9 protein-coding genes are annotated in these 13,252 nt (G+C 59.1%); 3 read left to right on the top strand and 6 right to left on the bottom strand.

All coding sequences use genetic code 11. From position 1 onward, the window contains the following. The first annotated feature begins 2 nt into the window (after positions 1–2). From GM415_RS13550 to GM415_RS13540, 3 genes are all read left to right on the top strand, one after another. Positions 3–2,249, top strand: a complete 2,247-nt coding sequence (locus GM415_RS13550; protein ID WP_158949062.1) for a carboxyl transferase domain-containing protein — start codon at positions 3–5, stop codon at positions 2,247–2,249. A 249-nt stretch (positions 2,250–2,498) separates the two neighbouring features. Beyond that, complete coding sequence (locus GM415_RS13545; RefSeq protein WP_158949061.1) at positions 2,499–4,706, top strand: GGDEF domain-containing protein; 2,208 nt, start codon at positions 2,499–2,501, stop codon at positions 4,704–4,706. 170 nt (positions 4,707–4,876) lie between these two features. Further along, positions 4,877–5,218, top strand: coding sequence for a DMT family protein (locus GM415_RS13540; RefSeq protein WP_158949059.1), 342 nt, complete (start codon positions 4,877–4,879; stop codon positions 5,216–5,218). 85 nt (positions 5,219–5,303) lie between these two features. On the opposite strand, the gene ettA is transcribed toward GM415_RS13540, so the two are convergent. The 6 genes from ettA to recR all read right to left on the bottom strand — a co-directional run bounded on the left by ettA (position 5,304) and on the right by recR (position 13,166). After that, a complete protein-coding gene (gene ettA, locus GM415_RS13535; protein ID WP_158949057.1) occupies positions 5,304–6,986 on the bottom strand; it encodes an energy-dependent translational throttle protein EttA in 1,683 nt (560 codons plus the stop codon). A gap of 96 nt (positions 6,987–7,082) precedes the next feature. Then, positions 7,083–7,913, bottom strand: coding sequence for a 2-oxoacid:ferredoxin oxidoreductase subunit beta (locus tag GM415_RS13530; protein ID WP_158949055.1), 831 nt, complete (start codon positions 7,911–7,913; stop codon positions 7,083–7,085). A gap of 11 nt (positions 7,914–7,924) precedes the next feature. Beyond that, complete coding sequence (locus GM415_RS13525; protein WP_158949053.1) at positions 7,925–9,610, bottom strand: 2-oxoacid:acceptor oxidoreductase subunit alpha; 1,686 nt, start codon at positions 9,608–9,610, stop codon at positions 7,925–7,927. Between the two features lie 69 nt (positions 9,611–9,679). After that, complete coding sequence (locus GM415_RS13520; protein ID WP_158949051.1) at positions 9,680–10,186, bottom strand: ferritin; 507 nt, start codon at positions 10,184–10,186, stop codon at positions 9,680–9,682. Positions 10,187–10,335: 149 nt separating this feature from the next. Continuing rightward, positions 10,336–12,543 (bottom strand): SF1B family DNA helicase RecD2, encoded by a 2,208-nt coding sequence (gene recD2, locus GM415_RS13515; protein WP_158949049.1) that lies wholly within the window; start codon positions 12,541–12,543, stop codon positions 10,336–10,338. A 17-nt stretch (positions 12,544–12,560) separates the two neighbouring features. Beyond that, complete coding sequence (gene recR, locus GM415_RS13510; RefSeq protein ID WP_158949047.1) at positions 12,561–13,166, bottom strand: recombination mediator RecR; 606 nt, start codon at positions 13,164–13,166, stop codon at positions 12,561–12,563. Positions 13,167–13,252: the final 86 nt, after the last annotated feature.

Genomic DNA, 13,252 nt, shown 5'->3' with positions numbered 1-13,252 from the left:
TTATGAATATAGAAAAGAAACTCAGTGAACTCACCGAGCGGGTCAACTATGCCCGCGACATCCTGGGCAACAAGTCGCGTCCTGAACTGGACGCCTTCGCCCGAGAGATTCTGGAGTTCCCCGGCAAATATTCCCAGGCTCCCGAAGACAAGTCTGTCCGCGCCATCAAGTCCCTGGACAAGCGGCTGAGCACCATGGAAACGGCCATCGATGCCCAGCTCACAGCCATGGACAAGGTGCGCATAGTCCGGCATCCGCAGCGAGCCTGCCTCAAGGACATCCTGGAAAACGTCTACGACAATTACACCGAGATCGGCGGCAAGGACGAACACTCCATCGATCCGGGGATGCTCATCGCCCGCGCCTATATCACCCGGCGCAAAGGCAAGAAGATCATCAACCAGCCGGTCATGGTCGTGGGTCAGGAAAAGGGTCACGGCCAGGAGTTCCGCAACGGCGGCTCCATCAAGCCGTGGGGTAACTCCAAGGCGCTCAAATACATGAAGGTCGCGGCCATGGAGCAGATCCCCATCCACGCCTACGTGAACACGCCCGGCTCCTACCCAATCGAGGACTTTCCCGGTGCGGCCCAACAGATCGCCGAAAACATTTATGAAATGGCAGGACTGCCGGTTCCCATCATCGCCATCTTTTCCGAAGGTGGCTCCGGCGGCGCCGAGGCCATCGGCATGGCCGACAAGCGTCTCATGCTCTCTCACGGCTACTACTCGGTCATCTCTCCCGAAGGTGCGGCCGCCATCGAGGGACGGATCAAGTCCACGGAACGGGCTCCCACCGAACTGATCGAATCCTGCGCCATGGCACAGAAGATCACGGCTCAGGATAACCTTGCAAACGGCTACATCGACGAAATCATCGAGGAGCCGCCCCTGGGCGCCCGCGCCGATCATTTCGACTTCTACAAGCAGGTCCGTGAGCAGGTGGTTCGAGCCACCGACGAGGTCACCCTGTCCGTACGCGGGGTGCGCTTCTTCCGCGCCGCCGCCCTGCGACTCTTCCGCAGGCACGCCGACATCATCGTCCGCTGGAGCATGAACGACAAGGCCAGGGACCGGCTCATCGAGCGCCGCTTCAAGAAGTACCGCAAGCTGGCCCAGAACGCCTATCAGGACAACCGCTCCATGCTGGAAAAGCTCAACGCCACCAGCAGCGGCATGGTCTCCTCCACCACTTCCGCCATCCTCTACGGCATCATCAAGCCGTTCAAGCAGCGTATCGGCCGGTTCATCGAGGAAGCCACCGACGAAATCCACGTGGTCACGGGTAAGATCGATTCCATCTGGCGAGCCGGGCTCAAGAAACTCGGCATAAAGTCCACCGACGACAAGCAGAAAGAAATGGAGCTGACCGGTCTCTCCGAGGTCAAGGAAGAGGAAACGCCCACTTTCAACGGTGACGGCTACATCTCTCCGCAGGCCAAGGTCGACAGGGAAATCTCCTGCCCCCACGCGGAAAAGCGCGGTTGCCTGGACATCTGGGCCCGCGACCTGTTCACGGACTTCGCCGGCGTCTGTCCCCACTGCGGATACAACTTCCCCATGGAATACCAGTGGTATCTGCACAATATCTTCGACAAGGGCTCCATCCGCGAGTTCAACCGCGACATCGCCTCGGGCAACCCCACCGGGTTCCCCAACTTCGAGGAGCGGGTTGACGCGGCCAAAGAGAAGACCGGCCTGCAGTCCAGCTGCATGACCTTCAACGCCAGCCTGGAAGGCATCCGCCTGACCTGCGCCACCCTGGTGGCCAATTTCCGTGGCGGGTCCGTTGGGGCCGCCGAGGGCGAAAAGTTCATTCGGGCCCTTGAGCTGGCGCAGACCAAGCATCAGCCCTTCCTCGCCTACGTGCACGGTACCGCAGGCATTCGCATCCAGGAAGGCGTCAACGGCCTGATCCAGATGCCCCGCTGCACCATGGCGGTGCGCAAGTACATTGAGGAAGGCGGCCTCTACATCGTCCTCTACGACACCAACTCCTACGCCGGACCGGTAGCGTCCTTCCTGGGCTGCTCGCCCTACCAGTACGCGGTCCGCTCCTCACGCCTCGGCTTCGCAGGCCCCGGCGTCATCAAGGAGACCACGGGCATCGAGATCCCGCCCAACTACCACAATTGCTACAAGGCCCTTTCACGGGGCCATATCCAGGGTGTGTGGAGCCGCAAGGACATTCGCAAGAACCTGCAACACACCATGCTGACCATCGGCGGGCGCAATCTCTACTACAGATAGCAGAAGCCCTCCTATATCCGGCACCCCAAAAGGCGATCGCTTAAGCGATCGCCTTTTTTCATGTCACCAAAACATTCTTGAACCGTCACCCTTCGGTAACACCCATTCCCTTCCGCCATGTAGAAATTACCCGTTCAATCTGGCGGCTCGAACAACCCACTTTAGCACAGCCCTCGGACGAAGCATATGAACGGACTACAATTCACCCGCCTTTTCACTCCACGCTGCAAAACTGAGGAGAGGGACTGCATGCACATGCAACTGGCCAGTCACACCCTGGCAAGAGAAATTCCGACAAAACAATCCCGGCTCACACTGGTGCTCATAGCCATCAAGGACTACTTTATCCTGAAGGAGATGTATGGAGCCGGTTTTATCGAGCAACTTGAGTTCGAACTGAAACAACACCTCACCAGTTCCAAGGCCGCCCTCAACAAGGTCGATATGCTCACGGTAGGTCCTGGAGAGGTGGCCTTTCTCGCTCCCCATCAGGGAGCGCCCGCTGACCTGGCCTATGAATACAAGGTACAGGCGCAGAACGGGCTGAAAAAGACCATGTTCCGACAGACCGGACTGGGAATCGACCTTGGCATGGGTTACGCCGTCCTGGACCTCGCCACAACATCCGATAGCGATGCGCTCTTCTCGGAAAGCCTGGACGAAGCCAGGCGCATGATCCGCATCCCCTTGAACATGAAGGGGCTCTCGGTGGCCAACCGATTCAATGCCATCCTGGCCCAGGGGCTGGTCTCCACCCGCTATCAGCCTATTCTCGATTTTAGAAACGGCACCATCTTCGGCTGGGAAGCCTTGAGCCGGGGGCCGGATAATTCCTCCTTCCACTCCCCTGTGGTGCTGTTCGAAACAGCGGAACAACTGGGCCGCCTCTTTGCTCTGGAAAAACTCTGCCGAGAGTCGGCCACGGCCAACATCGGCCAGCTGGGAGAGAATCAGAAGCTCTTCCTGAACATCCACCCCAAAACCATGGCCGATCCCGAATTTACACCGGGCAACACCTTGCGCCTGCTGGACCAGGCAGGGCTGACTCCGGACAACATCGTATTCGAAATCACCGAACGCCACTCCGTGCAGGAGTTCGGCCTCTTTTACCGGACCCTGGACCACTATCGGAATCAGGGATTCAAGGTCGCCATCGACGACGCAGGAGCCGGGTATGCCGGACTGACCACCATCGCAGAGCTTCAGCCAGAGTTCATCAAGCTGGACAAATCCCTTATCGATGGCATCCACAAGGATCCGGTCAAACGCGCCCTGGTGGAGACCACGGTAAATTTCGCCGACAAGATCGGCTCCAAGATCATCAGCGAAGGGATCGAGTCCAAGGCACAGGCTGTCTGCCTCAAGGACATCGGCGTACACTATGGCCAGGGGTACTTCATCGCCCGGCCCGCAACGCCAAAGCCGAGCGTAAGCAAGCAATGCCTGGATCTGCAATCGGTCAGCGATGTGACCAACAAGACCATCACCTGCTCCCTGCCCATCGGCGACATCGCCAAGCCTCCGCATTCCCTTTCGCCAAACTGCAAGGTCTCGGAGGCACACGATTTCTTCAAGAAAAACAACAGATTCACCAATATCGTTGCCGTCGAGAACAACATCCCCAAAGGGTTGATAATGGAGTATCACCTTAACCGCCAGCTCTCGTCGCAATACGGTATCGCCCTGTATTTCAAGCGCTCCATCGAGACTGTCATGGACACCAGACCGCTCATCGTGGACATCGACATGCCCGTGGAGCAGGCCGCGCGCGCCGCCATGAAAAGGGAACCCCTTAAGGCCTATGACGACATCATCGTCACCAGAAAAGGCTTTCTCTACGGCGTGGTCAGCGTCCAGAACCTGCTCAACGCCCTGGCCAAGATTCAGATAGACATGGCCAAGGGGACGAACCCGTTGACCGGCCTGCCCGGTAACGTCTCCCTGGAGCGGGAGGTGGAAAGTCGCATCCAGCAGAAGCGGTCCTTCTCCATCATCTACGCCGATCTCGACCACTTCAAGGTCTACAACGACACCTATGGCTTCAAAAACGGAGACCAGATCATTCGCCTGGCCGCGGACATAATGGCCTGGGCCATGAAAAAGCACGCGGGCCAGGACTCCCGGCTCTGTCACATCGGCGGGGACGATTTCGTGCTTATCACCACCCCTTCCGCCGTGGAAAAAGTCTGCCGCTCGGTGACCCGCTGCTTCGGCAGGCTGGTCAAAAATTGCTACTGCGCCGAAGACCAGCGACGGGGGTGGATCAACGCCAAGGGACGCGACGGAAAGGAGCGTGACTATCCGCTGGTTTCCATCTCCCTCGGGGTCATCGAGATATGTGGTCAATGCTCGCTGATGGAAATCGGTGAACGCGCCGCGCACATCAAGAAATTCGCCAAATCCAAACCAGGCAACTCCGTTGCGGTTGACCGACGGCCGCCTCTCGGCTCGGAATAGCCTCCAGCACAAACCTGGCGCCCACCCCATCCCGCTGACTATTTGCTTCCGATGGAACGGGCCATGCCTGCTAAGTTGTTTTAACGCTTTCCTCTGGACGGTGGGGACCGATCAGCATATCAACAGCTGTTCATTCAGTAGCCGCCATATCACGCCCAAGAGGATTGCCCGTGCGAGTCACCCTGATCACCGCGCTGATGCTCACCGCATCCAACATTTTTATGACCTTTGCCTGGTACGCCCACCTCAAGGAGCTGAACCAACGTCCATGGTATGTAGCCGCACTGCTAAGCTGGGGAATTGCCCTGTTTGAATACATGATCCAGGTCCCGGCCAACCGACTCGGCTACACCACGCTGACCCTACCGCAACTCAAGATCCTGCAGGAAGTACTGGCGCTGGCCGTATTCGCCCCCTTCTGCCTCATATACATGCACCAGCCCCTGAAGCTCGACTACCTCTGGGCGGCACTCTGTCTGCTCGGTGCCGTATACTTCATATTTCGCTCCTAATGCCAAATGACGACGCGCATCCCGCGCCGAAAAAAAGCCCTTCGCCAACGGACGAAGGGCTTTTTCATTACGAATGGAATAATTTCTAGCGAGTCAGCTTACGGAATTTGATCCGGTGGGGTTGGTCCGCGTCCACGCCAAGCCGCTTCTTGCGATCGGCCACGTAGTCGCTGTAGTTGCCCTCCACGAACTCCACCTTGGAATCGCCCTCGAAGGCGATGATGTGCGTGGCGATACGGTCCAGGAACCAGCGGTCATGGCTGATGACCAGCACGCAGCCGGCGAAGTTCTCAAGGCCGTCCTCCAGGGCGCGCATGGTATTCACGTCCAGGTCGTTGGTAGGCTCATCGAGCAGGAGTACATTGGCCCCGGACTTGAGCATCTGGGCCATGTGCACACGGTTGCGCTCGCCGCCGGAAAGGACATCCACCGGCTTCTGCTGGTCGGAACCAGCGAAGTTGAACCGGGAGCAATAGGCGCGGGCATTAACGTCGCGATCACCCAGCTTGATGAACTCGGCTCCCTCGCTGATGATCTCGTACACGGTCTTGCCGGGCACCAGCGAGTCACGGTTCTGGTCGGCGTAGGCAAGGTCAACGGTGGCGCCGATGGTCATTTCGCCCGAATCCGGCTTCTCCTCACCGATGATCATCTTGAACAGCGTGGACTTACCCGCGCCGTTGGGGCCGACAACACCGACGATGGCGTTGGGCGGAATGATGAAGTTCATATCCTCGGCCAACAGCTTGTCGCCCATGGCCTTGCTTACATGATCGGCGACAATAACCTGCTTACCGAGATGTTGCCCCGGCGGGATGTATATCTGAAGGTCGTCCGCCAGCCGCTGGGACTCATGGGAGACCATGGCTTCATAAGCGTTGATGCGCGCCTTGCCCTTGGCGCGACGGCCTTTGGGCGACATCTTGATCCACTCCAGCTCGCGTTGCAGGGTCTTCTGCCTATCGGCGTCCTGCTTCGCTTCCTGGGCGAGCCTGTTCTGCTTCTGCTCCAACCAGGAGGAGTAGTTGCCCTTCCAGGGGATGCCCCTGCCTCGGTCCAACTCCAGAATCCAGCCCGCCACGTTGTCCAGGAAGTAGCGATCGTGGGTTACGGCGATGACCGTGCCCGGGAAGGTGGAAAGGAAGCGCTCCAGCCAGGCGACGGAGTCCGCGTCCAGGTGGTTGGTAGGCTCGTCGAGGAGCAGGATGTCGGGCGACTGAAGCAGCAGGCGGCACAGAGCCACGCGGCGCTTTTCACCACCGGAGATGACGTCCACTGGCGTGTCGCCGGGAGGGCAGCGCAGGGAATCCATGGCCATGTCGAGCTTGGAGTCGATGTCCCAGGCTCCCTTGGCGTCCATGAGTTCCTGAACCTGGCCCTGGCGCTCGATCAGCGCGTCCATCTCATCGGCCTCCATGGGCTCGGCGAACTTCTCGTTGATGGCGTTGTATTCACGGATGATCTCCATCACCTCGCCCACGCCTTCCTCCACTACCTCGCGGACCGTGCGGCTTTCGCCCATCAGCGGTTCCTGCTCCAGGTAGCCGATGGTGAATCCTTCCTTGACGTGCGTTTCACCTTCGAACTCGGTGTCAACACCGGCCAGAATCTTGAGCAGCGAGCTCTTACCCGAACCGTTGAGGCCGAGCACACCGATCTTGGCGCCGTAGAAATAGGACAGGGAAATATTCTTCAGGACCTCGCGCTGACCGTGGCGCTTGGTCACCTTGTACATGGAATAGATAATTTTTTCTGCTTCGTTGCTCAATGTATACCTCGCAAAAGGGGATCGTTCCTTGGGAGCCAGAGGCTTCTCAAAGATGCATGGGTTTGTAAAGCGAAAACGGGACCGGCCCCGTTCTCATCAGGCGAACGAATCGAGTACAGCCTTCAGGTCGTCCTTGGCGTATTCATGAACGGCCAGCACGTCGCCATCTTCGCGCAACGGCTTGTCCGCCTCATAAAAAATGCCGAGCGGGATCCGCTCAGGGAACTCGTCGGCCAGGGCCAGGGCGGCATGCCAGTCGCTTGTGTCGTGATTTTCGATAAGGTAGCTATGTTCCTTGTACCAGGCGAACGTGTTGACCTTGTTGAAGGATACGCAGGGCTGCATGATGTCGATGAGGGCGAAACCCTTGTGCCGGATTCCCGCCTGTATCATCTCCGTCAGGTGGTCCGGCTCTCCGCTGAAGGCCCGGGCCACGAACCCGGCCTTCATGGCCACGGCCACGGCCACGGGGTTGAAAGGATCGGATTCGACACCGTCGGGCTGGGTCTTGGTGACCTGACCACGCGTGGTGGTCGGGCTGCCCTGCCCTTTGGTCAGGCCGTAAATCTGATTGTTGTGGGCCAGCAACGTAATGTCCAGATTTCGCCGAATGGCGGCCAGAAAATGGTTGCCGCCCTCGCCGTACAAGCAGCCGTCACCCGACTCGCAGAGAACGGTCATCTCCGGATTGGCCATCTTCATACCCTGGGCCACGGGTAGGGAGCGACCGTGCAGTCCGTTGAACATGTGGCAGTTCATGTAATGCGGCGCCTTGGCCGCCTGGCCGATGCCCGAGGAAACCATCACCTGATGGGGAGCCAAATCCAGCCCAGCCAGTGCCTGCTTCAACCCCTTGAGCAGGGAAAAGTTGCCGCAACCGGGGCACCAGGACGTCTCGAAATCGCCGTATTGTTCTATGGAGACCATATCGCGCTCCTTTAAATGATGCTTTCCAGTCCGCGCAGGACATATTCGGGAGTCAAGGGACGGCCATCGAAACGAAGTACACTGCCGGAAACCTGGAATCCGGTCTCCAGCGCAACCAGCTTGGCGAATTGCGCCGTGGCGTTGCCCTCCACGGCGATGACCTCGCCTGCCTGTTCAAGAACGTCCATAAACTGCTCCTCACGCAGGGGATAGACCTGCTTGAAATGCAGTACGCCCACGGATTTGCCGTTCACCTTGTCTGCCGCCTCCAGGCATGCGCCAAGGCTCGATCCCCAACACATGAGAACCACTTCCGCGCCCTTCTCGCCATAATAGTCGGGGCCGATGACTTCTTCCCACAACCCGTTGCCCTTGCTCAACCGCTTGTTGTTCTGACACACACGGTTGGCGGGGTCCTCGGTGATGACCCCACTCTGGGCATGCTCATGTGAGTCGGCCCTAACAAGGGTTTCGCTGAAGCCGGGGACCAGCCGGGGCGACACCCCGTCATCGGTCAGTTCATATCGCCTGTAGGACGAGTCCTCCGGCTTGAGGAGCGGTCCGGCGATCTCCGGCAGGGAGTCCACGTCGAAACGCTCCACGTTGCGATAGGAATCGGCCAGGAACTGATCGGATAGAATGAAAATCGGAGTCTGAAACTGCTCGGCCAGGCCAAAGGCATGGTGGGTCAGATAAAAACACTCCTCCACCGTGCCCGGCGCAAAAATGGCCCGGGGGAATTCGCCGTGTCCGGCATGGAGCACGAAACCGAGGTCGCCTTGCTCCGTGCGGGTGGCCATGCCCGTTGCCGGACCGGGCCGCTGGACAACCACGGTCACGATGGGAGTCTCGCTCACTCCCGCCAGGCTCACGGCTTCGGCCATCAACGCGAACCCGCCGCCGGATGTGGTCACGATGGGGCGCGCCCCGGCATAGGACGCCCCGAGCGCCATGTTCATGGCCGCAATCTCGTCCTCCACCTGCTCATACTTGAGGCCGAGCCTGCGCCCCTTGTTGATGAGGGTGGTGGCCACGGAAGTGGACGGCGTCATGGGATAGAACGTTACGAAGTTGCATCCCGCAGCCAGAGCCCCCATGGCAATGCCCTCGTTGCCGTTCATCATCAGGTTGGAACCGGCGTCCTCAGGTGGCGGCGCAATGCACGAAAAATCGAAATCCTGTTGCTTGACCCATTCATAGGACGCGCGCAGCACCTCCAGATTGGCCTCGATGATGGCACTGCCTTTTTTGGCAAAGGTCTGGGCCAGCAGTTCCTCTATAATACCTATGTCATTGCAGACCGTGGAGCCCAGCACGCCCAAGGCGACCACGTTGTAATACAAGGGCTTGGAAGCCAACTCGTCGTAAGGGACCTTGAGCGTGTTCGCGATACCCGTATCTATCTTCCGGTCGGCGATGATGATGCCGCCGTCCATGAGTTCATCCCGGTGCAACGCGACGGTCTCCTCGTTGAGGGCCACCAGGATATTGATTGGCTCGCAGGGAGACTCCACCGGATCAGGCCCCATGCGAAGGGAAAAAGTATTGTGGCCGCCACGGATGCGCGACATGTAGTCCTGTCTGACCAGAAGATGGTACCCGGCCCTAATCACGGCCTTGGACATAAGCTGCCCGACCGTTGCCAACCCCTGACCGGCTCCGCCGCCAATAACGATGTTTATATTGGCTTCCGACATTACTGCTCCCTGTTGTTGCAATGGAAAAGGCCGGAAGGGAAATCCCCCTTCCGGCCTGCGGATGTGCTTCTACGCTGTCGCCGGAGGCGTAAATACCCGAGTGCCGAGATCACGGTCGAGCATAAACAGCCCGCCGCCGTCTCCGACCATCTTGAGTTTGCCTACGGCATCACTCACGGTGTCTTCTTCCTCGACCTGCTCGGAAATGAACCACTGGAGGAAGATACCCACGGCGTGATTCTTCTCTTCCACGGCCAGGTCTGCAATGGCATTGATGCGAGCGGTGACGCCCTTTTCGTGTTCCAGGGCTTCCTCGAAGGCCGCCAAGGGAGTCTCCCAGGTCAGCGGCGGACCGTCGATCTGAGCGAGTTTGGCGTGACCGCCAGCTTCATTGATGTAATTGAAGAACTTCATGGCGTGGAACATTTCTTCCTGATACTGGGCATACATCCACTGGGCGAAACCGCCGAGACCCTCCTGAGCAAAATGGGAGGACATGGACAGGTAGATGTGTGCGGAAAAGATTTCCCAATTCAACTGCTCATTGAGAGCGGCTTCCAATTTTTCACTTAACATGGAGACTCCTTCTCTGTTTCAACTATTTGATTCAGCATTATTTTCCAGCTAGCGGCCTCCACAAACAAAGGCCTGGAAATTCCTGATGCGAATGATAATTCACCACGTTTTTCCGCAATTGGCAAGCGACGCGGCATGCTCACGGCTGCTTAAATAAGACGATTCTGCGAAAACATGGTTTGCAACCGGTAGGCCAGATTGGTACTCCGCTTGCCCGCCGTGGCGTTGTCCAGACCGATGCGGAAGGCACGCTCGCTGCCGATGAGCACGGCCAACTCCCGGGCCCGGGTCAGTCCGGTATAAAGCAGGTTACGTTGCAAAAGCATGTAATGCTGCGTCACGATGGGCATGACCACCGCCGGGTACTCACTGCCCTGGGACTTATGCACTGACACGGCATAGGCCAGGCCAAGTTCGTCCAGTTCGCCGGCCTCCACGACCACCTGGTTGCCGTCAAACTCGATGAACAGTTCGTTGTCATCCGTATCGACTTCCAGAATCCAGCCGAGATCACCGTTGAAGATTTCCTTGTCGTAGTTGTTCTTGAGCTGGATGACCCGATCGCCCTCCCTGTAGGTGGCGAACTTGCGCTTGATCTCCGGCTTGTGCGGTCCCGGCGGATTGAGCCGCTCCTGCAGGGCGGCGTTGAGCGCCTGGGTGCCCACCTCCCCTTTATGCATGGGCGTGAGGACCTGAATGTCGCGCAGCGGATCAAGCCCGTAGCGCTTGGGAATACGGTCGCACACGGAATCCAGGATGAGCTTCTGCACCTTGGCCGTGTTTTCCTGCGGAATCCAGAAAAAGTCCGCCTCCGGGGCCAGGCCGGGGTGTTGGCGGGGGAACTGCCCCTGGTTGATGCGGTGGGCGTTGACCACGATGAACGATTCCTGGGCCTGGCGAAAGATGTGGGTCAGCACCGCGCACGGCACTCGATGAGAGTTGATCAGGTCGCCCAGCACGTTGCCCGGTCCCACGCTGGGGAGCTGGTTGACGTCGCCGACCAGGATCAGGCGGCAGGTGTGCGGCAGAGCCCGCAGAATTGCCACAAACAGTTGGGAGTCGACCATGGAAGCCTCGTCCACCACCAGAACATCAGCCTTGAGCTTCTGGTCCTCGCAGTAGTGGAACCCGCCATCCGGCTGGAACTGGAGCAGACGGTGCACGGTCCGGGCGGGATGTCCGGTGGCCTCGGCCATGCGTTTGGCCGCCCTGCCTGTGGGTGCTGCCTGTTCGATCTTGAGTCCCAGCTCCTTGAGGGTGAGCGTGATCGCCTTGGTGATGGTCGTCTTACCCGTGCCGGGACCGCCGGTAATGATGAAGACCTTGTTGGAGCAGGCGTCGAACACGGCCTCGCGCTGTTCGTCTGACAAGGTAAAACCGAGCTTGTCCTCCACGCGCGGCAGGGTCTTGTCGATCTTCTTCCTGCTGACCGGGGTCGGATGGCTGACCAACTGGAACAGGCGCTGGGTGATCTCGTTCTCCCAGTGATAGTAATGCATGAGGTAAACCGCATCCGTGAGATGCTGCTCGGGGAGGTCCTCGATGCGCACCCGCTTCTTCTCCTCCAGCGAGAAAAGAGCCAGCTCCAGTTTGTTGAAATCTCCTGCGTCCAACATGCGTGCGACATCGGCCAGCAGCTTGTCCTTGAGAATGAACATGTGCCCGCCGCGCTCGCAGTAGGTGAAGAGGTGGTAGACAATGGCCGCCTCCAACCGCTGGGCGCAGTCCGGCTCGAATCCCAGCTTCATGGCCATCTGGTCAGCCGTCTTGAAGCCCACCCCGCGAATTTCGTAGGCAAGATCGTAAGGGTTGTCCCTCAGCTTCTGCTCGGCCTGCGCACCATAGAGGTGGAAAATCTTCCCGGCAAAGGTCGTCGGCACGTTGTGGGTCTGCAGAAATACGAGCAGGTTCTTGATTTCCCGCTGCTTGGACCAGGACTCGATGATGTCTTTAAGCTTTTTCTTGGAGATGCCCTTGATGGAGAGCAACCGCTCGGGATCGTCGTCGAGCAGGTCGAGCACGCCCACGCCGAACTCCTCGACCATGATCGTGGCGGTCTTCTCGCCCACGCCCTTGATGGAAGATTGCAGAAATCGGATGACTCCATTCTCGGTGGCTGGCCTTGATTCCTCGAAGGTGCGCACCTCCAACTGGCGCCCAAACTTGGGGTGTACGGTCCAGACGCCATGCAGATCCAACGTGGCCCCGGCCACGAGCTCGCCCATGGTGCCCACAATGGAGACCAGGCCGGGCTCGTCCTGCACGCTGACCTTGGCAATGGTGTAACCGTTCTCCTTGTTGTGATAGAGAACGGAACGGACCTCCGCGCCCGCGAGATGCGACAACTCGTCTTGCATGCCGAAACCGCCCGCCGCTACACTTTCTGCCGATGCACGAGGGACTGCCGAAGCGTCTCCTTGTCCATGAACTTGACCTCGCCGCCCATGGGAATGCCCTGGGCCAGCCGGGTGACCGACACGTCGGGAAACGCCAACTCAACCAGGTTCTTCACATAGGAGGCCGTGGCCTCGCCGTCCAGGGTGGCTCCCAGTGCGAGGATCAGCTCCGTAATCCGCCCGCTTCCCAAGTGGCGCTTGAGCCGGTCGATCTCCAGATGCCCGGGCTCCACACCATCCAACGGGGAAAGCAGGCCGCCCAGGACCAGGTAACGGCCCTTGTAGATGCCCATCTCCTCCATGGCCAGCAACGCGTCCCACTCGGGCACCAGACAAAGCTGGTGATCGTCACGCCCCGGATCGGCACAGATGGCGCACGGCGAGGACTCGGCCAGACAGGCGCACTCCTCGCAGAGACAGAGCCGCTGCCTGAGGTCGATAATGGACTGCCCTACTCCGCCGGCCTTTTCCCTGGGCATCTTGAGCAGGGTCAGGGCAATGCGCAACGCGGATTTGGGCCCGATGCCGGGCAGGGAGGAAAGCTGTTCCACCACGTCCCTGAGGGGACCGGGAAGGTTCTGCAACGATGACTCCTTTAAAGCGAAATATCCGCCACGCAAAAGCGCGGGACGGAAAAATCGGACCGCCACAGGGACGGCCCGAAAACGAA

This window comes from Pseudodesulfovibrio cashew, from assembly GCF_009762795.1.
In the GTDB taxonomy this organism is placed as follows: Bacteria; Desulfobacterota; Desulfovibrionia; order Desulfovibrionales; family Desulfovibrionaceae; genus Pseudodesulfovibrio; species Pseudodesulfovibrio cashew.
The sequence above is the reverse complement of the archived record's forward strand: the minus strand, read 5'-3'. Positions and strand labels throughout refer to the sequence as shown.